21 protein-coding genes and 4 tRNA genes are annotated in these 18,355 nt (G+C 59.6%); 10 read left to right on the top strand and 15 right to left on the bottom strand.

Going from position 1 to position 18,355, the window contains the following annotated elements; translation table 11 throughout:
- Positions 1 to 93 precede the first annotated feature (93 nt).
- The 4 genes from QYQ93_RS04910 to yacG are packed head-to-tail and all read left to right on the top strand — an operon-like array spanning position 94 to position 2,982.
- On the top strand, positions 94 to 1,302 hold the full coding sequence (locus QYQ93_RS04910) for a type II secretion system F family protein (protein ID WP_043049314.1): 1,209 nt from the start codon (positions 94 to 96) through the stop codon (positions 1,300 to 1,302).
- A complete protein-coding gene (locus tag QYQ93_RS04905; RefSeq protein ID WP_338476446.1) occupies positions 1,299 to 2,165 on the top strand; it encodes an A24 family peptidase in 867 nt (288 codons plus the stop codon). Before QYQ93_RS04910 ends, QYQ93_RS04905 begins: the two co-directional genes overlap by 4 nt.
- Entirely contained in the window at positions 2,162 to 2,785 is a 624-nt protein-coding gene (gene coaE / locus QYQ93_RS04900) for a dephospho-CoA kinase (protein WP_338476445.1), read from the top strand. The genes QYQ93_RS04905 and coaE overlap by 4 nt, the downstream gene beginning before the upstream one ends.
- Complete coding sequence (gene yacG / locus QYQ93_RS04895; RefSeq protein WP_043049311.1) at positions 2,782 to 2,982, top strand: DNA gyrase inhibitor YacG; 201 nt, start codon at positions 2,782 to 2,784, stop codon at positions 2,980 to 2,982. Before coaE ends, yacG begins: the two co-directional genes overlap by 4 nt.
- On the opposite strand, the gene QYQ93_RS04890 is transcribed toward yacG, so the two are convergent.
- Together QYQ93_RS04890 and QYQ93_RS04885 are read right to left on the bottom strand one after the other, a co-directional pair.
- Complete coding sequence (locus QYQ93_RS04890) at positions 2,979 to 3,194, bottom strand: hypothetical protein (protein WP_003171680.1); 216 nt, start codon at positions 3,192 to 3,194, stop codon at positions 2,979 to 2,981. The two genes, yacG and QYQ93_RS04890, sit on opposite strands and share 4 nt — an antisense overlap.
- A gap of 64 nt (positions 3,195 to 3,258) precedes the next feature.
- On the bottom strand, positions 3,259 to 3,948 hold the full coding sequence (locus QYQ93_RS04885; protein ID WP_043049310.1) for an energy-coupling factor ABC transporter permease: 690 nt from the start codon (positions 3,946 to 3,948) through the stop codon (positions 3,259 to 3,261).
- A gap of 269 nt (positions 3,949 to 4,217) precedes the next feature.
- Here QYQ93_RS04885 and QYQ93_RS04880 point away from each other — a divergent pair, with 269 nt between their 5' ends.
- From QYQ93_RS04880 to QYQ93_RS04870, 3 genes are all read left to right on the top strand, one after another.
- Positions 4,218 to 4,847 carry a DUF1780 domain-containing protein gene (locus tag QYQ93_RS04880; RefSeq protein ID WP_043049309.1) on the top strand — a complete coding sequence of 210 codons (630 nt, stop codon included), beginning with the start codon at positions 4,218 to 4,220 and terminating at the stop codon, positions 4,845 to 4,847.
- An 87-nt stretch (positions 4,848 to 4,934) separates the two neighbouring features.
- Complete coding sequence (locus tag QYQ93_RS04875; protein ID WP_043049308.1) at positions 4,935 to 5,108, top strand: DUF3094 family protein; 174 nt, start codon at positions 4,935 to 4,937, stop codon at positions 5,106 to 5,108.
- Positions 5,109 to 5,168: 60 nt separating this feature from the next.
- Complete coding sequence (locus tag QYQ93_RS04870; RefSeq protein WP_046070857.1) at positions 5,169 to 6,467, top strand: NAD(P)/FAD-dependent oxidoreductase; 1,299 nt, start codon at positions 5,169 to 5,171, stop codon at positions 6,465 to 6,467.
- Positions 6,468 to 6,583: 116 nt separating this feature from the next.
- Here QYQ93_RS04870 and QYQ93_RS04865 read toward each other — a convergent pair.
- The 7 genes from QYQ93_RS04865 to rluD form a co-directional block, all read right to left on the bottom strand.
- Positions 6,584 to 6,660, bottom strand: a tRNA-Pro gene (locus QYQ93_RS04865).
- Between the two features lie 94 nt (positions 6,661 to 6,754).
- Positions 6,755 to 6,830: transfer RNA gene (locus QYQ93_RS04860), tRNA-Lys, on the bottom strand.
- A 5-nt stretch (positions 6,831 to 6,835) separates the two neighbouring features.
- Positions 6,836 to 6,912: transfer RNA gene (locus QYQ93_RS04855), tRNA-Pro, on the bottom strand.
- Between the two features lie 9 nt (positions 6,913 to 6,921).
- A tRNA-Asn gene (locus QYQ93_RS04850) sits at positions 6,922 to 6,997 on the bottom strand.
- A gap of 294 nt (positions 6,998 to 7,291) precedes the next feature.
- Positions 7,292 to 9,856 (bottom strand): ATP-dependent chaperone ClpB, encoded by a 2,565-nt coding sequence (gene clpB / locus QYQ93_RS04845; protein WP_043049306.1) that lies wholly within the window; start codon positions 9,854 to 9,856, stop codon positions 7,292 to 7,294.
- A 135-nt stretch (positions 9,857 to 9,991) separates the two neighbouring features.
- Positions 9,992 to 10,717: a peptidoglycan editing factor PgeF gene (pgeF, locus tag QYQ93_RS04840; protein WP_043049305.1), complete on the bottom strand. Its 726-nt coding sequence runs from the start codon at positions 10,715 to 10,717 to the stop codon at positions 9,992 to 9,994.
- The gene (rluD, locus tag QYQ93_RS04835; protein WP_043049304.1) at positions 10,714 to 11,676 is read right to left on the bottom strand and encodes a 23S rRNA pseudouridine(1911/1915/1917) synthase RluD; all 963 of its coding nucleotides are present in this window, start codon (positions 11,674 to 11,676) and stop codon (positions 10,714 to 10,716) included. Before rluD ends, pgeF begins: the two co-directional genes overlap by 4 nt.
- Before the next feature lie 149 nt (positions 11,677 to 11,825).
- On the opposite strand from rluD, the gene QYQ93_RS04830 reads away from it, so the two are divergent.
- Both QYQ93_RS04830 and QYQ93_RS04825 read left to right on the top strand, forming a co-directional pair.
- Positions 11,826 to 12,851: an outer membrane protein assembly factor BamD gene (locus QYQ93_RS04830; RefSeq protein ID WP_005784660.1), complete on the top strand. Its 1,026-nt coding sequence runs from the start codon at positions 11,826 to 11,828 to the stop codon at positions 12,849 to 12,851.
- Between the two features lie 126 nt (positions 12,852 to 12,977).
- Entirely contained in the window at positions 12,978 to 13,211 is a 234-nt protein-coding gene (locus QYQ93_RS04825; RefSeq protein WP_043049303.1) for a PP0621 family protein, read from the top strand.
- Here QYQ93_RS04825 and thiO read toward each other — a convergent pair.
- The 5 genes from thiO to pilV form a co-directional block, all read right to left on the bottom strand.
- The gene (gene thiO, locus QYQ93_RS04820; protein WP_338476444.1) at positions 13,198 to 14,307 is read right to left on the bottom strand and encodes a glycine oxidase ThiO; all 1,110 of its coding nucleotides are present in this window, start codon (positions 14,305 to 14,307) and stop codon (positions 13,198 to 13,200) included. The two genes, QYQ93_RS04825 and thiO, sit on opposite strands and share 14 nt — an antisense overlap.
- Before the next feature lie 62 nt (positions 14,308 to 14,369).
- Positions 14,370 to 14,771, bottom strand: coding sequence for a type IV pilin protein (locus tag QYQ93_RS04815; RefSeq protein WP_338476443.1), 402 nt, complete (start codon positions 14,769 to 14,771; stop codon positions 14,370 to 14,372).
- An 11-nt stretch (positions 14,772 to 14,782) separates the two neighbouring features.
- Positions 14,783 to 15,307 carry a PilX N-terminal domain-containing pilus assembly protein gene (locus tag QYQ93_RS04810; protein WP_241194028.1) on the bottom strand — a complete coding sequence of 175 codons (525 nt, stop codon included), beginning with the start codon at positions 15,305 to 15,307 and terminating at the stop codon, positions 14,783 to 14,785.
- 11 nt (positions 15,308 to 15,318) lie between these two features.
- Complete coding sequence (locus QYQ93_RS04805) at positions 15,319 to 16,026, bottom strand: prepilin-type N-terminal cleavage/methylation domain-containing protein (protein ID WP_338476442.1); 708 nt, start codon at positions 16,024 to 16,026, stop codon at positions 15,319 to 15,321.
- The gene (gene pilV / locus QYQ93_RS04800) at positions 16,023 to 16,508 is read right to left on the bottom strand and encodes a type IV pilus modification protein PilV (RefSeq protein WP_043049294.1); all 486 of its coding nucleotides are present in this window, start codon (positions 16,506 to 16,508) and stop codon (positions 16,023 to 16,025) included. The genes QYQ93_RS04805 and pilV overlap by 4 nt, the downstream gene beginning before the upstream one ends.
- 204 nt (positions 16,509 to 16,712) lie before the next feature.
- Here pilV and QYQ93_RS04795 point away from each other — a divergent pair, with 204 nt between their 5' ends.
- Positions 16,713 to 17,294 carry a GspH/FimT family pseudopilin gene (locus QYQ93_RS04795; RefSeq protein ID WP_043049293.1) on the top strand — a complete coding sequence of 194 codons (582 nt, stop codon included), beginning with the start codon at positions 16,713 to 16,715 and terminating at the stop codon, positions 17,292 to 17,294.
- On the opposite strand, the gene ispH is transcribed toward QYQ93_RS04795, so the two are convergent.
- Positions 17,248 to 18,195 carry a 4-hydroxy-3-methylbut-2-enyl diphosphate reductase gene (gene ispH, locus QYQ93_RS04790; RefSeq protein WP_043049291.1) on the bottom strand — a complete coding sequence of 316 codons (948 nt, stop codon included), beginning with the start codon at positions 18,193 to 18,195 and terminating at the stop codon, positions 17,248 to 17,250. The two genes, QYQ93_RS04795 and ispH, sit on opposite strands and share 47 nt — an antisense overlap.
- Positions 18,196 to 18,355: the final 160 nt, after the last annotated feature.

Raw genomic sequence — 18,355 nt, 5'->3', positions numbered from 1 at the left:
ACATTCTGACATTTTATTCCTGAACGCCAGCCTGCCCGCCCCCCTAGCTGACTAAGCTTTAAATTCCTCATTAGCAGCGTGCGCAAACCCGACATGAATGACACGTCAACGATCTACGCCTGGGAAGGCATCAACCGCAAAGGACGCAGGGTGTGCGGGCAAATTGCTGGTCATGACCTTGCGCTGATCAAGGCACAATTGCGCCAGCAAGGGATCTGCCCCGAGCGTGTGCGCAAGAAGCCCGCATCACGGCCGATCTTCGCCCCACGCATATTGCCTGCGGATATCGCCCTGCTCACCCGCCAGTTGGCCACGTTGCTCAAGGCCAGCATCCCGTTGCTACAAGCCTTCGACATCATCAGCGAGGGCGTCGAGAACCGGCAGGTGCGTGATCTTGTCAATACTTTGAAACAGCAGATCGCCAGCGGCAACAGCTTGGCCGATGCGCTGCGCCAACATCCACGTTATTTCGACGATCTGTACTGCAACCTGGTCGCCGCCGGGGAACAGGCAGGTGCCCTGGAAACCCTACTGGAGCGCGTGGCGATTCACCTGGAAAAAAGCCAACGGCTCAAAGCCAGGATCAAAAAGGCCATGACCTACCCTGTCGCGGTACTGGTGGTTGCCACACTGGTCAGCGCGGTGCTGTTGATACACGTAGTGCCACAATTCCAGAACCTGTTCGCCGGCGTCGACAGCCAATTGCCCGGGTTTACCTTGGCGGTCATTGCCCTGTCCGAATTCCTGCAACAGGCGTGGTGGGTGCTGGCGCTGGGCTTGGGTGCGTCGCTGGCAGGGCTGCGCCAGGCTTACCGAGCTTACCCAGGCTTTCGCCATCGGCTGCAAGCGGGTTTGTTGAAAATACCCCTGGCAGGCAAACTGCTGCACAACTCTGCGGTCGCTCGTTACGCCCGCACGCTTTCAACCACCTTTGCAGCGGGCGTGCCCCTCGTGCAGGCATTGGGCTCGGTGGCCGGCGCCGTCGGCAATGGACCATTCAAACAGGCAATTGAACGTATGCGCCACGATGTATCCACAGGCATGCAATTGAACCACTCCATGGCCGGCAGCGGCCTGTTTCCAGGCATGGCGATCCAGATGACGGCCATCGGTGAAGAATCCGGGACGCTGGACCGGATGTTGGAAAAAGTCGCGAACCACTACGAGGCGGACGTGGACACCTTGGTCGATAACCTCACCAGCCTGATGGAACCGCTGATCATGGTGGTACTGGGGGGCATTGTCGGGGCACTGGTGATCGCCATGTACCTGCCGGTCTTTCAACTGGGTACGGCATTTTGATCCTGCTGCTGACTGAACAATCCTGGTTTTTCGTCGCCATGGCACTGGTGCTGGGCCTGATCGTCGGCAGTTTCCTCAATGTGCTGGTGTGGCGGCTGCCAAAAATGCTCGAGCGCGAATGGCGTGCCCAGGCCCATGAGATCCTCGGTTTGCCTGCCGCATCCGCCGGGCCGGCCTATAACCTGATGCGCCCGAATTCCTGCTGCACCCGTTGCGAACAGCCGATTCGGCCCTGGGAAAATATTCCACTGCTCAGCTACCTGTTGCTCAGGGGGCGTTGTGCCCATTGCCGTGAGCCTATCAGCCTTCGTTATCCCTTAACCGAGCTGACCTGTGCGTTGATCTCGGCCACTGTTGCCTGGCACTTCGGTTTTGGCTGGCAGGCCGGCGCGGTGCTGTTGTTGAGCTGGGGCTTACTGGGCCTGAGCCTGATTGATCTCGACCATCAATTGTTACCGGATGCGCTGGTGCTGCCGCTGCTATGGCTGGGACTCATCCTCAACAGCGCCGACCTGCTGGCGACCTTGCCCGATGCGCTGTGGGGTGCGGTCATTGGCTACATGAGCCTGTGGAGCGTGTTCTGGCTGTTCAAGCTGGTCACCGGTAAAGATGGCATGGGCCATGGCGACTTCAAGTTATTGGCATTACTGGGGGCCTGGGGTGGGTGGCAGATACTGCCAATGACATTGCTGATGGCCTCACTGTTGGGCTTGATTGCCGGGCTGATTCTATTGCGTTTGCGCAAGGCCCCGGTGTCAGCACCGATGCCATTTGGTCCCTGCCTGGCAATTGCCGGCTGGATTGCATTGCTCTGGGGTGGTCAAATAACCGACTTCTATTTGCAGTCTGTCGGTTTCAGATGACCACTTCTGTCGCAACACCCTGGATTCTTGGCCTCACGGGCGGCATTGGCAGCGGCAAAAGCGCTGCGGCCGAGCACTTTATCAAGCTGGGCATCGACCTGGTGGATGCCGATCATGCTGCCCGCTGGGTTGTGGAGCCTGGCCGACCGGCACTGGCACGCATCGCCGAGCATTTCGGCAGCGGCGTGCTGCATCCTGACGGCCAGCTGGACCGCGCCGCGCTGCGGAAACTGATCTTTGAGGTCCCCGAAGAACGCCTGTGGCTGGAAGCCCTGCTTCACCCGTTGATCGCCGAGGAAATTCGCAGTCACTTGGCGCGCGCCCGTTCGCCTTACGCGATCCTGGTGTCACCGCTGCTGATCGAGTCAGGCCAATACAGCATGACCCAGCGCATCCTGGTGATCGACGTGCCGCAATCGCTGCAGATTCAGCGTACCCTGCAGCGCGATGGCATCAGCGAACGACAGGTGCAGGCGATTCTCAAGGCCCAGTCCAGCCGCGAAGACCGCCTGAACCATGCCGATGATGTACTGGTCAATGACCAGGACCTTGCCTGGCTGCATGGCGAGGTCGAACGACTGCACCATTTTTACCTTACTTTGCGTGGAGGCCGATCATGAGCCAACCCTTGACCGTCGATTGCCCAACCTGCGGCGCCCCCGTGGAATGGAAAACGGAAAACCTCAACCGGCCGTTCTGCTCGGACCGTTGCAAACTCATCGACCTGGGCGCCTGGGCCGCCGAGGAACACAAGATCCCCGTGGCCCCGGATGCCGAAGACGAGCTGTTTTCCGAAGACCTGCCACCGCGCCACTAAGGCCGCATAAAGGCATATTCCTGCTGGTCGTCGAGGTTTTCTGCGAGGTATTGCAGCTCGTCGGCCAGGTCTTCAAAACTGCGTACGCCCTTGCTTTGCTGCACCACCGCGCTGAGCATGGCGCGCAAGGTCAAGCCTGGGTCAAAACCGATTTCCTGCGCCGCATCCTGGCTTCTGCGCAACTCCTGCCGTGCCCACTCATACACACTCATGATCCGTGCTCCTGAAAATTTTGCAGAGCATGGACCTGCGCCGTTGCCCGGCATTTGACCTGGATCAACGCCGTGAATCGTCGTCCTTCCAAGGCGCCGAGAGGTAGCGGGTACGGTTGAAGGTTTCCAGCCATTCCGGGCAGAACACCACTAATGCGCTGATGACCATGCCGTTGATAAACGCTTCGGGAAAGATGATCAGCCACAGGTAGCCCACAAAATCTTCCAGCCATTGCGGCATCGCAAAGCGGCCGTCAAACCACAACAAACCCAGCCCGGCCAACAGGCACAGCAAGGCCGACAGCGCTGCGGCAAAAAAACCGGAACAGAAGATATACACAAAGGGGTTTCGCGGTTGTGCCCGCTCGACCAGCAGCGCACAGCCTTCGGTGACCAGCACCGGCAACCCGATCAGGAGCAGGCCATTGACTCCGAGCGCTGCCAGGTCCTGGCGCCCCAACAGCATGAGGCCGAGCTGAGCGGCAAACCCACCGACGATTGCCAGCGGCCAATCCAGCAGCAAGGTGACGGCGGTCATGCCGATAAAGTGGTAAGAGACCCCGGTATCGAAATCCCGTCGCACCAGCCACAGCATGAACAGCGCGAACACCGTGCCGAACAGTAAGTGCTGGCGCCGTCGGTCGGCGAACAACTCGACCCACGGCGAGCGCAGCACCGCCCATACCACCACGGGCGCATACAACAGCCAACCGATGCCGAGGGTCGATGGCGCCAGAACAGCTGCACTGATCACGGATGCACTTCCTCTACAAAAAGCTTGCTGCCGAGTGAGCAGTCTACACCTGGGTTTTAATATTGGTCTGGGTCGGAGCGAGATTCAAATGTGGGAGGTGGCTTGCTCTCGATGCGGTCTAGCAGCCGATACATGTGCTGGCTGGCACTCTGCGATCGGGAGCAAGCCCCACATTTGGATCTCACTGGCAGAGAGACCCCGCTGCTTCAGCAGCAACTCGGCACAACCAAGACTTCCTGTGGTCATCATTTGAACGCTAAGCTGCGCATATGGATGACTCAGATTATTTGCGCCTGCTCACCGTAGCAGCCGAACAAGCCAATGCGTTTCTGTCCAATGCCCGCAAATGGGAGCGTGAGCGTTGGGTCTGCCAGCGACTGTTGCAAGGCTTGAATGTGCCCTACCGCGTCGAAGAATTTCACGCCGCAGGCCAGGAGCCGCCGGATGTGTTGTTTCGCGACGCCAGCTTCGAGGTTTTTTTCGTGCTGGACGAAGGCCGCCGCCTGAACGACGAATGGCGCGACGAGTTGCTGCGCAGGCGCAGCGCGTTCTCCTTGAGCCAGCTGGTGCGGCGCGAAGCCAAGCCACGGCGCATCCCGGCCCATGAGTTCCTGCTGCGCCTGGCGCCGACACTGCGTAAAAAAGCCCACAACTACAAAGAACGCGGCATGGACCTGGGAGAGTTGGATCTCATCGCCTTTGCCAGCCTCAAACGCGAAGTGCTGGACCTCAACAGCCACTTCCCGCCCCCCACCGAGTATTTGCGCCAGGGCTGGCGCTCGCTGTCGTTGGTGGGCCCAACCTTCGCCCGGGTGCTGTTCGCCCACCCGGATGCACCGGATTTCTTGCGCAACAACCTGGGGCGCAGCATAGTATTCGACGTTGGCATCAGCCTGTGACACAGGCACCGGCTACGCTTATGGCGATAGCGCCAACCCTGTCTGTAACGTGGCGCCCTTTTGCAACGTCTACCTGACGAGGCCTTTATGACCAGCCGCCTGAACCCCGATGACCAACAGCATGTCCAAGAGTACCTGCAACTCTCCCAAAACAGAGTCGAGCGCAAGCCTTTCCGGCCGTGGCTGCTCCTCTGCGTGGTGCTGGTAGTGGTGATCGGGCTCGGTGTGCTGAGCCGCCTATTGAGTTACCTGACGCTATGAGCTGCCTGGCGCTCGCGAGGGTAACTGCTCCGATTTCTTTTAGCCTTGCGAGATATCCCCATGACCCATCGTATTATTATCGTCGGCGGCGGCGCCGGCGGCCTGGAGTTGGCTACCCGCCTGGGTAAGACCCTGGGCAAGCGCGGCAAGGCCAGCATCACGCTGGTGGACGCCAACCTGACCCACATCTGGAAGCCCCTGCTGCACGAAGTGGCTGCCGGCTCGCTGAACTCTTCTGAAGATGAACTCAACTATGTTGCCCAAGCGAAATGGAACCACTTCGAGTTCCAGCTGGGACGCATGAGCGGGCTTGATCGCGAACAGAAGAAAATCCAGCTGGCCGCCACCCTCGACGAAGAAGGGCGCGAACTGGTACCTGCGCGCGTACTGGGCTACGACAGCCTGGTAATCGCCGTGGGCAGCACCACCAACGACTTCGGCACCGAAGGCGCGGCGCAACATTGCCTGTTTCTCGATACCCGCAAGCAGGCCGAGCGTTTTCACCAGCAACTGCTCAACCACTACCTGCGCGCCCATGCCGGGCAGACCGATGCCATTGAACAAATCAGCGTTGCCATCGTTGGCGCTGGCGCCACCGGCGTCGAGCTGGCCGCCGAGCTGCATAACGCCGCCCACGAGCTGGCTGCCTATGGCCTGGACCGTATCAAGCCAGAGAACATGCACATCACCCTGATCGAAGCCGGCCCGCGAGTATTGCCTGCACTGCCGGAGCGCATCGGCGGGCCGGTGCATAAAACCCTGGAGAAACTCGGCGTGACCGTGCTGACCAACTCGGCGGTCAGTGAAGTGACTGCCGACGCCCTGATCACCAGCAGCGGTCAAGTGATTCCCGCCAGCCTCAAGGTATGGGCGGCCGGGATTCGCGCCCCGGGTTTCCTCAAGGACATCGATGGCCTGGAAACCAACCGCATCAATCAGCTGCAGGTGCTGCAAACCCTGCAAACCACCCGCGACGAAAACATCTTCGCCTTTGGTGATTGCGCCGCCTGCCCGCAACCGGGCACCGACCGCAATGTGCCGCCACGAGCCCAGGCTGCGCATCAGCAGGCATCGCTGTTGGCTAAATCGCTGAAGTTGCGCATCGAAGGCAAGGATCTGCCGACGTATAAGTACACCGACTACGGTTCACTCATTTCGCTGTCGCGCTTCTCGGCGGTAGGCAACCTGATGGGCAACCTGACCGGCAGTGTGATGCTGGAAGGTTGGCTGGCGCGGATGTTTTATGTGTCGCTGTACCGCATGCACCAGATGGCGCTGTATGGGTTCTTCCGTACGGCAATGCTGATGTTGGGGAGCAAGATTGGCCGAGGCACCGAACCGCGCCTCAAACTCCACTAACAACGCATAATACCTGTGGGAGGGAGCAAGCCCCTCCCACATTTGATTTGCGGTGAACTCAGGATTCGCGCGCGCAAAAAAAATCCCCGTATCTTTCGATACGAGGATTTTTAATATGGTCGGGGTAAGGGGATTCGAACTCCTGACATCCTGCTCCCAAAGCAGGCGCGCTACCGGACTGCGCTATACCCCGGTAAAAAAAAGGCGACCTTTCAGTCGCCTTTTTCGATCAGCGCTTTTGGCATCTGATCTTAAGATTCGATTCCAGCCTGAACTGGTCTCAAAAATGGTGGGTCGTGTGGGATTCGAACCTACGACCAATTGGTTAAAAGCCAACTGCTCTACCAACTGAGCTAACGACCCAAATATGGTCGGGGTAGGGGGATTCGAACTCCCGACATCCTGCTCCCAAAGCAGGCGCGCTACCGGACTGCGCTATACCCCGGTTTGAAATTGGCTCCGTGACCAGGACTCGAACCTGGGACCCAATGATTAACAGTCATTTGCTCTACCGACTGAGCTATCACGGAACTACATATTTCAAATTTACTGCTGTGTAACCTTCTCTTCGACTTGTCCGTATCGCTACGTTCATGTGTCTGAGGCGCGCTATTCTACAATCTTAAAAACCCCTGTCAACCCTTTAAATTGCTTTTAAGACAATGATTTGCGCTTGTTTCTGATTTCTTCTTGGGGAGAAGAAACCCGTGGGCTGACGTTGCTGCGGGGCGCACTTTACAAGCCTTTGCCTTACAGTTCAACGCCCTATCGAAAAAAAAGGCTCCGCAATGCGGAGCCTCTTCTTATAACACCGGGCGCCGGGCTCAGTGGAAGACGATTTCGTCGTCTTTCACCGTTGCCGTGACGCGGGTGCCAGGCATAAAGCTGCCCGACAGGATCAGTTGCGCCAGCGGGTTCTCGATCCAGCGCTGGATCGCACGCTTCAGAGGCCGTGCGCCATACACCGGGTCGTACCCCACCGCGATCAGCTTATCCAATGCCTCGCTGCTCAGCTCCAGGTCCAGCTCGCGTTCAGCCAGGCGGCTGCGCAGGCGGCCCAGTTGGATCTCAGTGATACCCGCGATCTGATCCCGTGCCAAAGGCTCGAAGATCACCACCTCATCCACCCGGTTGATAAACTCCGGACGGAAGTGCGAGGTCAGCGCATCCATGACCGCAGCACGCTGGGCTTCACGGTCGCCCACCAGTTCCTGGATCTGCGTCGAGCCCAGGTTGGAGGTCATCACGATCACCGTATTACGGAAGTCCACGGTGCGCCCGTGACTGTCAGTCAGGCGACCATCCTCCAGCACCTGCAGCAAGATGTTGAACACATCCGGGTGAGCCTTCTCGACCTCGTCCAGCAGGATCACCGAGTAGGGCTTACGCCGCACGGCTTCGGTCAGGTAACCGCCTTCCTCGTAGCCCACGTAGCCTGGTGGTGCGCCGATCAGGCGGGCCACCGAATGCTTCTCCATGAATTCGGACATATCGATCCGTACCATGGCCTCTTCAGTATCAAAGAGGAACTCGGCCAGCGCCTTGCACAACTCGGTCTTACCCACGCCGGTCGGGCCGAGGAACATGAACGAGCCGCTCGGGCGATTCGGATCGGACAAGCCGGCCCGCGAACGCCGCACCGCATTGGATACCGCCACCACGGCCTCTTCCTGGCCAATGACGCGCTGATGCAGCAGGCTTTCCATCTTCAGTAGCTTGTCGCGCTCGCCTTCGAGCATCTTCGACACCGGAATACCGGTCCACTTGGAGACTACTTCGGCAATTTCCTCCTCGGTCACCTTGCTGCGCAGCAACTGGTTCTCAGGCTTGCCATGCTGGTCAACCATCTGCAGGCTGCGTTCCAGATCAGGGATTACCCCGTATTGCAACTCGGCCATGCGGTTCAGGTCGCCTTTGCGGCGCGCCGCTTCCAGTTCCTGGCGGGACTGCTCGATCTTTTGCTGGATCTGCGCCGAACCCTGTACTTCGGCTTTTTCCGAGGTCCAGATTTCTTCGAGGTCCGAATACTCACGTTCCAGGCGGACGATTTCTTCCTGGAGTTTTTCCAGGCGCTTCTTCGCCGCCTCATCCTCTTCTTTTTTCAACGCCTGGGATTCGACCTTCAGTTGAATCAGGCGCCGATCCAGGCGGTCGAGCACTTCCGGCTTCGAGTCGATCTCCATGCGGATACGGCTGGCTGCCTCGTCGATCAGGTCGATGGCCTTGTCCGGCAACTGGCGATCAGTGATGTAGCGATGGCTCAACTTGGCCGCCGCAATAATCGCGCCGTCGGTGATCGCCACCTTATGGTGGACCTCATAGCGTTCTTTCAGGCCACGCAGGATCGCGATGGTGTCTTCTTCGCTTGGCTCTTCCACCAGGACTTTCTGGAAGCGACGCTCCAGCGCTGCGTCCTTTTCGATGTACTGGCGGTATTCGTTGAGCGTAGTCGCACCGACGCAGTGCAGTTCGCCCCGCGCCAAGGCTGGCTTGAGCATGTTGCCGGCGTCCATGGAACCTTCGCCTTTACCGGCGCCGACCATGGTGTGCAGTTCGTCGATAAACAGAATGATCTGGCCTTCCTGCTTCGACAATTCATTGAGCAACGATTTCAGGCGCTCTTCGAACTCACCACGGAACTTGGCGCCGGCGATCAGCGAGCCCATGTCCAGGGACAACAGGCGCTTGCCTTTCAGGCCGTCCGGCACTTCACCATTAATGATGCGCTGGGCCAGACCCTCGGCAATCGCGGTTTTACCCACACCAGGTTCACCGATCAGCACCGGGTTGTTCTTGGTACGACGTTGCAGGACCTGGATGGTGCGACGGATTTCGTCGTCACGACCGATCACCGGGTCGAGCTTGCCTTCTTCGGCGCGCTTGGTCAGGTCGACGGTGTATTTGTCCAGGGCCTGGCGCGACTCCTCATGGTTGGGGTCGTTCACCGCCTCGCCCCCACGCAGGTTGTTGATGGCGTTTTCCAGGGCTTTCTTGCTCACGCCCTGGCCCAGCAACAATTTGCCGAGCTTACTGTTGTCGTCCATGGCGGCGAGCAACACCAGCTCGCTGGAGATGAACTGGTCACCTTTCTGCTGGGCCAGGCGGTCGGCCTGGTTGAGCAGGCGCGCCAGATCCTGGGACATGTTCACGTCGCCGGTAGGGTTCTGGATTTTCGGCAGTTGGTCGAGCTCTTTGCTCAACTCCTTGCGCAGGCTGTTGACGTCAAAGCCCACCTGCATCAGCAAGGGCTTGATAGAACCACCTTGCTGCTCCAGGAGCGCCTGCATCAGGTGCGCAGGCTCAATCGCCGGATGGTCGAGGCCGACCGCCAGGGATTGGGAGTCCGATAAGGCCAACTGCAATTTGCTGGTTAAACGATCAATACGCATTAGTCACCTTCCTTTTGAGCAGGCCGGAGCTATGAACAAACACATCCTGAATGAAGAAACCTGCCAGATACCCTTATAGATGGGGTGGATTCTGGGGGTTTCAAGCGGCGAATGTTTGATACAGGTCAGGACAGTCTAGCGTTCAAGCCAGATAAGGGAGGCGAATCGGCCCGTACGCGGGCTGCGGCGATAAGAAAAGAAGCGCGGGTCGGTCACGGTGCACAAACCGCCACCATATACAGCGGTGACGCCGCGTATTGCCAGACGCAGGCGCGCCAGCTGGTAGATGTCAGCCATGACCCTGCCGGGATTGTGGCTGGGAACAAAGGCTTCAGCGGTGGCCGGCAGTTGCTGCATGAACGCCTCACGCACTTCCAGGCCGACCTCAAAGGCTTGCGGACCAATGGCAGGACCGAGCCAGACCAAGACGTCTTCGGGTGCAGTATCCAAGCTTTCGAACGCGGCCTCCAGCACACCAGCCGCCAAGCCACGCCAACCGGCATGGGCTGCGGCAACCCGGGTGCCCGCCCGATTACAGAACAGCGCAGGCAGGCAATCGGCTGTCATGGAGGTGCAGGCGATGCCAGGGGTGCTGGTCCAACTGCCATCTGCCTCGACAATACGGCACGGATCAGCCTCAACCACGTGAGTACCGTGGACCTGGCGCAACCAGGCTGGCTGAATATTGAACGCGTCGGTCAGACGGCGGCGATTTTCAAGGACGGCCTCCAGGCTGTCCTCGACGTGATCGCCCAGGTTGAGGCTGTCGAACGGCGCCAGACTGACGCCGCCCGCTCGGGTGGTGACGCAGGCTTTCACCCCGGCCGGCGCGGGCCAGTCAGGAATCAGCCAGTCATTCATCCGACAAACGCCTCGCGATCCTGCTTGAGCAGCGACAACAACCAGACCAGATCGTCTGGCAGCGGCGATTCCCAGCTCATTCGCTTACCGCTCGTCGGATGATCCAGCTCCAGGAAACGGGCATGCAGTGCCTGGCGCGGGAAGGATTTCAGCGATTCAACCATGGTTTGGCTCGCCGCCGGCGGAATACGGAAGCGACCGCCGTAGGCAGGATCTCCGACCAACGGGAAGTTGATGTGCGCCATGTGCACGCGAATCTGGTGGGTGCGCCCGGTTTCCAGCTTGACCCGCACATGGGTGTGGGAACGGAAACGCTCCAGCACACGGTAGTGACTTACGGCCTGCTTGCCGCCTTCCATCACCGCCATACGCTGGCGCTGCTGGCCGTGGCGACCAATGGGTGCGTTGATCTTGCCCCCGGCCACCACCACGCCGATCACGATGCACTCGTAGATACGACTGACGCTGCGGCTCTGCAATTGAGTAACAAGCTGCGTCTGCGCCTGAATGGTCTTGGCCACCACCATCAGGCCGGTGGTGTCCTTGTCCAGGCGGTGCACGATGCCGCAGCGCGGGACATTGATAATGTCCGGCACGTGGTGCAACAGGGCATTGAGCAAGGTGCCATCAGCGTGCCCGGCGGCCGGGTGAACCACCAGGCCTGCGGGTTTGTTGATGACCAGGATGTCGTCGTCTTCATAGACGATATCCAGCTCGATGTCCTGGGCGACCCATTCTCCCTGGGCTTCCTGCTCGGCAGTCAGCTCAAGAATCGCACCGCCATGGACTATGTCTCGCGGGCGGATAACCGCTCCATCCACAGTCAGGCGGCCGTCTTTGATCCAGGCGGAAAGGCGCGAGCGCGAGTGCTCAGCGAATAATTGTGCGGCGACTTGATCGAGGCGTTGGCCGCCCAATTCGGACGGCACCTCTGCGCGAAGTTCAATTTTATCGGACATGCTCAGACTAGGCGTGGCACAGCCTTTGGTTTCGGCTGCGCGCTTGTGGTTAAATACGGCGTCTTTTGCCCCGAGGCTTTCAACGGGGCGCTCATCATAACAGGACGGCCCCGCCCAAGACAGCGGCCGTCATAGGGACGCAAGCCGCCATGCAAGTGAAACACCTGCTGCTGATCGCCATCCTCGCCATGACTGCTGCTTGCTCGTCAACAAAGGACGTCGTCGACGAAAACCTGAGCGAAGTCGAGCTGTACCAGCAAGCTCAGACAGACCTGGACAATAATAGCTACACCAGCGCCACAGCGAAGCTGAAGGCCTTGGAGTCGCGTTACCCGTTCGGGCGCTATGCCGACCAGGCCCAGCTTGAGCTGATCTACGCCAACTACAAGAACGCCGAGCCGGAAGCTGCCAAGTCCGCGGCCGAGCGTTTTATCCGCCTGCACCCACAGCACCCGAACGTGGACTACGCCTACTACATGAAGGGCCTGACCTCGTTCGACCAGGACGTTGGCCTGCTGGCGCGCTTCCTGCCGCTGGACATGACCAAGCGTGACCCGGGTGCTGCCCGCGACTCCTACAACGAGTTCGCCCAGCTGACCAGCCGCTACCCGAACAGCCGCTACGCGCCGGACGCCAAGCAGCGCATGATCTACCTGCGCAACCTGCTGGCGTCCTACGAGATTCACGTAGCCCACTACTACTTGACCCGCCAGGCGTACGTCGCGGCCGCCAACCGTGGCCGCTATGTAGTGGAGAACTTCCAGGAAACCCCATCCGTGGGCGACGGCCTGGCAGTCATGACCGAGGCTTACCAGCGTCTGCACCTCGATACCCTGGCAACCACCAGCCTGGAAACCTTGAAACTCAACTACCCTGACCACCCAAGCCTGAAAGACGGGCAGTTCGTGCCTCAGGTGGCCGAAGCGGACAACCGCTCGTGGCTGAGCAAGTACACCCTGGGTCTGATCGAATCCCGCCCACCGCTGCCGCCGGGCGAAACCCGCGCCAACCAGGACGTGATCAAGCAATACCAGGATGCCAAGGACGCCATTCCTTCGGACCTCAAGCCTCACGACGAGAACGGCGACGTTATCGAAGAAGAGGAGCCGCAGGCCCTTGGCAACAACGAAGACCGTTCATGGTTCAGCTACATGACCTTCGGTGTGTTCGACTGATTGTTCGACGCAACGCAAAAGGGAGCTCTGAGGAGCTCCCTTTTTTATGAGCGAGTATTTATTGCGCTGTGCGCCCGTGGCCACCTTGGCTAAACTGACGCATTCCTTGCCGAGAAACTGCCCATTATGCTTCGTCTACTGTTCTGGATTGCCGTCATTGCTGCCGCGGTATGGTTCTGGCGCAAATTCAAAAACCCTACAGCTCGCCAGCAGCGGCCTGCTGAGCCGAATGCGGCGCTGATGGTGCGTTGCGCCCACTGCGGCGTGCATCTGCCGCAGGATCGCGCACTGAGTTCAAGCCAGGCGTGGTATTGCACCCAGGCACACCTGGAACAAGGGCCGAAGTCTATCCAGCGTTGAGGCGACCGGCGGGCGAGTAAGGCGCGGGATCGATGATCGGGGCCCGCGCCAACAGCAAGTCGGCGAATAACTGGCAGGAGGCCGGCGCTAGCACCAGGCCATTGCGGTAATGCCCGCAATTGAGCCACAACCCGTTGAACCCAGGAACCTCACCGATATACGGAATACCCTCCGGCGAGCCAGGCCGCAACCCTGCCCAATGCCCGGCCACCTCGGCGGCCGCCAAAGCCGGAATCAGCTCCACCGCAGACGCCTTGAGGCTTTCCAGCGCGGTTTCGGTCGGTGTCTTGTTGAACCCCTCATGCTCCAATGTGCTTCCGATCAGGATGTGCCCATCACGTCGCGGGATCGCATACCGCCCCTTGGCCAAGACCATGCTGGATAAAAAGTCAGACGCACATTTGTACAGAATCATCTGGCCTTTGACCGGCTCTACGGGTAACGCCAAGCCCAGCGTGCCCAGCAATTGCCCACTCCAGGCACCGGCAGCGAGCACCACCTGATCACCTGGAACCTGCCCTGCAGCGGTATTGACGCCCACCACGCTGTCGCCCTCGCGGACAAATCCTTGTACTTCGCAATGCTCCTGTATTGTCACACCCGGCAACGCCAGCAGCGCAGCCCTCAGGGATTTGACCAGGCGTGGGTTGCGTACATTGGCCACGTCAGCCATGTAGATCGCCCGGGAATAGCCGCCTCCCAATACCGGCACTGCATCATGGGCCGCCGACACATCCACCTTGCTTAATGGCCGTCCTTCACGTGCAGCCCAGGCCAATGCTTGACCTTCATCATCCAGGTCAAGCCAGTACAGGCCCGTGGTATGCACCTCGGGATCCACGCCGGTAGCGGCAAACAAGCGCTGCGCCAGTTGCGGGTAAAAATCCTGGGACCAATGGGCCAAGGCGGTGACCGCCGGGCTGTAGCGCCAGGGATACAACGGCGAAACAATCCCGCCACCTGCCCAGGAAGACTCCTGCCCAAGCCCCGCACGCTCCAGCAGTATTACCGCCAACCCTTCCCTGGCGAGGTTGTACGCGGTCAACAGCCCGATTACTCCGCCGCCGACAATCACCACTTGCTGTTGCTTAGCCATTATTCGATCCAGCCGATAAACAGGGAAAGACGCGCCCGGCGCCCACTCTTCAAGCACGCTCATCATTGCCCCCAGCAGAGCTTGCGCGACATATCAGGCGCCGCTCCCGGATTACTTCGCATACCGGTGCTGGTCAAGCTGAAGGCTGCACACGCATCACCCGCCATCAACGAATCCACAACAGGCGTAGCGAGCAGGTCAAAATCCTGAGGGTTTAAAACAACACTGATTCTATAGTGATCATTGCCCGCACTGACGCCGTTTGCATCAATAAAAGTGCCATTTCTCGTATGAAAACGCTCCAAGTGCTGGGCTTGCTCGCTCAACAACGCGACGATTTGCGCTCGATAAACCTTTTTAACCTGGCCGGTATACCCAGGATAGGTAACCCCAGCCAGCAACGCGATGATCGCCACCACGATCAGTAACTCGATCAGGCTAAAGCCCCGGCTATCCATGCCCATTCTGTTGCTCCCTATTGAAGTTGCCGCCATAAGACCCGTCGAAACCTGACGCTGCCTCCCTCCTCCACCCGTGCATAGACCGTCTCCAGCACCGTGCGTGATTGACCTGCAAGCCCGACAGCGGTTACCCGGAACAGTGCCGCCGGAGCATGAGCCGGTAGATGGACCACACCGGCCCCCATACCCAGCGCTTGAACGCCATAGAATCCACCCTTCAGCGCAACCCAAGAGACTGCAGATACAGGGTTGGGGCCGGCGCGCACCAACGAAAAAGCTTCAACGGGCGGCGCACAGGTGATGACCGAGTGGCAGGTGGGCAACGCCCCACCTTCCCTCTGTACCCCCCATTCGCCCAACCTCAAGCCGCTTTCGGCATGTTGAAATGATTGATTGCGATGCCACAGGCTATTCGCCACTTTTTGCTGGGATACCGCCCCCTGCATGGATGACAACCCCACCAGCGACAACAGCAGCAGGAATACCAGACAGATCAACAACACCATCCCGGCCTGCCGCAGATGAAGTCCGCCAAGCATGATCAACACGCCTAACCCAGCCGATTTCGCAGCGCGGCCACGACGCTGTAGCTCTGATCCTTCACCCGTCCTGAGGGGTCTTGCAACGTCATACTGATGCGCACGCTGCGTATCAACGATGGGTCAACGGGGTGGCTGTCGTAACGCACCACCACCGTTGATGCCGGCTGGGTCGCCATGCCAAAGCTGATGTCGAATGCCCGCACGTTATCCATCAGTACGGTTTTCGCAGGCGTTGCCGGCGTACTGATCTTCAACTGGCCTGTTTCGTAGGTGTAGGTGAGCTGGCGTATGCCAAAGCGGATCTGGCCAGGTGCGGCGGCAGGCGGTGCCCCGGCATAAGCCTGGGCCACCTCCTTGCAGTCGGACAGCACCGTCCAATCGGGCTTGCCAACACCCTCACCGACGCTCGCCGTAACCAATGTGAGTGACTGTGCACTCGCCGAAGCCTCCCAACTTATCGGTCGGTCAAAAGCGGCTGGCGCATCGTCGATGACGGCCGTGGCCAGGCACCCCAGCATGCCTGTCTGGCGTATGTCCTGGGTAATCTTGCTCAGGACAAACCGCGCGTCATCCTGCATCACCATTGCGGCCTGCTGGCTGGCATGGGTCAGTCGCGAGCTGATCAACACCTGGCCCGCACCCAGCACCAGCACCAGCCCTACGGCGAGTGCCAGCAACAATTCCACCAGGCTGAAACCTCGAGCAAGACGATTCATTGCAACGCTCCCTGATCACTGGCGATACGACTGGTGAGGGTGAAGGTTTCCCGGGCTCCAGGCCTGTTTGCCGCCCGAGCGTCCTGCCAGCTGATGCTGATGGTGACCTCGTGCCCACTCAAAGCCACTGACCCTTTAGCGTCTTCGCCAGCAAAACCAATGATATTGGCCTCGAAATCGTGCAGGTCCAGGTCACGCACACTGGCAGTCGAAGTGCTGCGCGGCGCGGGCTCGGCGCTGCCCCACGAGTAATCTGCACCGGCATTGGCGCGAATGCGGTCAAGCATGTCGTAGGCGATAAAACTGGCTTGGCTGGTCATCCTGGCGCTGTCGGTGTACTTGAGCGCATTGAGCTGGAGCACTGCAGCGCCCATCAGACCAATGGCCAGGATCAGCAGCGCTACCAGCACCTCGATCAAGGTCATGCCGGATTGGCGCCGCTGGAAAGCGCGCAGGAAAAATCGATTCGGGCAGGCGGGCATTACCGTCGTCATCCATGTCGAAGGCCGAAAAAGCAGGCAAAACCTGCTGTGCGACCCAAGACTAGCGTCGGTTTTCGAGCGGCGCTGCTCCAGGAACAAAGGGAAATACTTTGGACATAAAGGCCATCATTCACCGGCAAGGACGCAGGGCTATACCTAGACCTGCAACTTGAAAACCCAATGGCGTCCACGGAGGGAACGCACATGAAACAACGAGGATTCACCCTGATCGAAATGCTGCTCGGGCTGATCGTGACCAGCTTTCTCGCACAACTGGCCGTACCAGGCTTCAAAGGGTTACTTGAATCACAGCAGCGACAAAGCGTGGCCCAATCACTCGCTGCTGGCCTGCGCTACGCACGCACCGAGGCCATCGCGCGCAATCAGGCGGTGGTCATTCACGCGCGGGACGAGGACTGGAGCCTGGGGTGGCGGGTGATACTGGACGTCAGTGGGCGTGGTCACCTGGACGAAGATAACCCGGTATTGCTGGAACGACAGGACAGCGGGCATGTGCTTATCGCGGGCAATGGCCCGGTCACGAACCAAGTGCGTTTCAGTGGTTTGGGGGAGCCGGTCTTTGCCGGCGGGGGCTTCCGTGCCGGCACCGTGCATGTCTGCGACACAAGCCAGGCACAGAGCCTGTACCAGGTAGTGCTGGCGCCCAGCGGACGCATCAGCCTGCGCAGTGTGAAAACCGAGCAGGCATTATGCCGAGGCTATACCAGCACGTCGGGCGTCAGAGCAGCGAGCGGACCCGCAGTTCCTTGGGCATGGAGAACGTGATGTTCTCTTCACGGCCAGCCAGCTCATCAGCACCCGTGGCTCCCCAGGCCTGCAACTGCTGGATCACGCCGCGCACCAGCACTTCCGGGGCCGAGGCGCCCGCGGTGATGCCAATCCGCTCGACACCCTCGAACCAACTACGCTGCATGTCTTCGGCGCCATCGATCAGGTATGCCGGTGTGGCCATGCGTTCGGCCAGCTCACGCAAGCGATTGGAGTTGGAGCTGTTGGGGCTGCCGACCACCAGCACCACATCGCACTCATCCGCCAGTTGCTTGACCGCATCCTGGCGGTTTTGCGTGGCGTAGCAGATGTCGTCCTTGCGGGGGCCGCCAATGGAGGGGAAACGCGTGCGCAGGGCATCGATTACGCGGCTGGTATCGTCCATGGACAAGGTGGTCTGGGTCACGAATGCCAGGCGATCCGGGTTGTGCACCTGCAAGTTGGCGACGTCTTTTTCGTCTTCAACCAGGTAGATGGCGCCGCCGTTACTGGCGTCGTACTGACCCATGGTGCCTTCGACTTCGGGGTGACCGGCATGGCCGATGAGGATGCATTCGCGGCCGTCACGGCTGTAGCGCGCCACCTCGATGTGCACCTTGGTCACCAGCGGGCAAGTGGCATCGAATACTTTAAGGCCACGGCCAGCCGCTTCGGTACGTACCGCCTGGGATACACCGTGGGCACTGAAGATGACGATAACATCGTCGGGCACCTGGTCGAGCTCTTCGACAAAGATCGCGCCGCGTGCGCGCAGGTCTTCGACCACGAATTTGTTATGGACGACTTCATGGCGCACATAAATCGGCGGCCCGAAGACTTCCAGGGCGCGGTTGACGATTTCGATCGCCCGGTCCACGCCGGCGCAGAAGCCACGGGGGTTGGCGAGTTTGATTTGCATGCTGTGCCTCGTGTCTTGCAGCCACGTTGAGTCGAATTTAACGCTGACTCAACCGACAATGGAGATCAAAGGTGGGAGGGGCTTGCTCCCGATAACGGTATATCAATCTGCACATACTTAGCTGATACACCGCTATCGGGAGCAAGCCCCTCCCACATTT

This window comes from Pseudomonas khavaziana (assembly GCF_036704165.1).
In the GTDB taxonomy this organism is placed as follows: Bacteria; Pseudomonadota; Gammaproteobacteria; order Pseudomonadales; family Pseudomonadaceae; genus Aquipseudomonas; species Aquipseudomonas khavaziana.
Note: the sequence above shows the minus strand (reverse complement) of the source record. Positions and strands in the feature narration are given on the sequence as shown.

What these genes read in the sequence shown, in the direction of transcription:
- QYQ93_RS04825 (WP_043049303.1), top strand. Translation starts at nt 12,978, where the DNA reads ATGCTTCGTCTACTGTTCTGGATTGCCGTCATTGCTGCCGCGGTATGG.
- QYQ93_RS04880 (WP_043049309.1), top strand. Translation starts at nt 4,218, where the DNA reads ATGGATGACTCAGATTATTTGCGCCTGCTCACCGTAGCAGCCGAACAA.
- pgeF (WP_043049305.1), bottom strand. Translation starts at nt 10,717, where the DNA reads ATGAATGACTGGCTGATTCCTGACTGGCCCGCGCCGGCCGGGGTGAAA.
- pilV (WP_043049294.1), bottom strand. Translation starts at nt 16,508, where the DNA reads ATGCCCGCCTGCCCGAATCGATTTTTCCTGCGCGCTTTCCAGCGGCGC.
- clpB (WP_043049306.1), bottom strand. Translation starts at nt 9,856, where the DNA reads ATGCGTATTGATCGTTTAACCAGCAAATTGCAGTTGGCCTTATCGGAC.
- QYQ93_RS04830 (WP_005784660.1), top strand. Translation starts at nt 11,826, where the DNA reads ATGCAAGTGAAACACCTGCTGCTGATCGCCATCCTCGCCATGACTGCT.
- ispH (WP_043049291.1), bottom strand. Translation starts at nt 18,195, where the DNA reads ATGCAAATCAAACTCGCCAACCCCCGTGGCTTCTGCGCCGGCGTGGAC.
- thiO (WP_338476444.1), bottom strand. Translation starts at nt 14,307, where the DNA reads ATGGCTAAGCAACAGCAAGTGGTGATTGTCGGCGGCGGAGTAATCGGG.
- QYQ93_RS04870 (WP_046070857.1), top strand. Translation starts at nt 5,169, where the DNA reads ATGACCCATCGTATTATTATCGTCGGCGGCGGCGCCGGCGGCCTGGAG.
- QYQ93_RS04805 (WP_338476442.1), bottom strand. Translation starts at nt 16,026, where the DNA reads ATGAATCGTCTTGCTCGAGGTTTCAGCCTGGTGGAATTGTTGCTGGCA.
- QYQ93_RS04815 (WP_338476443.1), bottom strand. Translation starts at nt 14,771, where the DNA reads ATGGGCATGGATAGCCGGGGCTTTAGCCTGATCGAGTTACTGATCGTG.
- QYQ93_RS04910 (WP_043049314.1), top strand. Translation starts at nt 94, where the DNA reads ATGAATGACACGTCAACGATCTACGCCTGGGAAGGCATCAACCGCAAA.
- QYQ93_RS04810 (WP_241194028.1), bottom strand. Translation starts at nt 15,307, where the DNA reads ATGCTTGGCGGACTTCATCTGCGGCAGGCCGGGATGGTGTTGTTGATC.
- QYQ93_RS04890 (WP_003171680.1), bottom strand. Translation starts at nt 3,194, where the DNA reads ATGAGTGTGTATGAGTGGGCACGGCAGGAGTTGCGCAGAAGCCAGGAT.
- rluD (WP_043049304.1), bottom strand. Translation starts at nt 11,676, where the DNA reads ATGTCCGATAAAATTGAACTTCGCGCAGAGGTGCCGTCCGAATTGGGC.
- yacG (WP_043049311.1), top strand. Translation starts at nt 2,782, where the DNA reads ATGAGCCAACCCTTGACCGTCGATTGCCCAACCTGCGGCGCCCCCGTG.
- QYQ93_RS04795 (WP_043049293.1), top strand. Translation starts at nt 16,713, where the DNA reads ATGAAACAACGAGGATTCACCCTGATCGAAATGCTGCTCGGGCTGATC.
- QYQ93_RS04875 (WP_043049308.1), top strand. Translation starts at nt 4,935, where the DNA reads ATGACCAGCCGCCTGAACCCCGATGACCAACAGCATGTCCAAGAGTAC.
- coaE (WP_338476445.1), top strand. Translation starts at nt 2,162, where the DNA reads ATGACCACTTCTGTCGCAACACCCTGGATTCTTGGCCTCACGGGCGGC.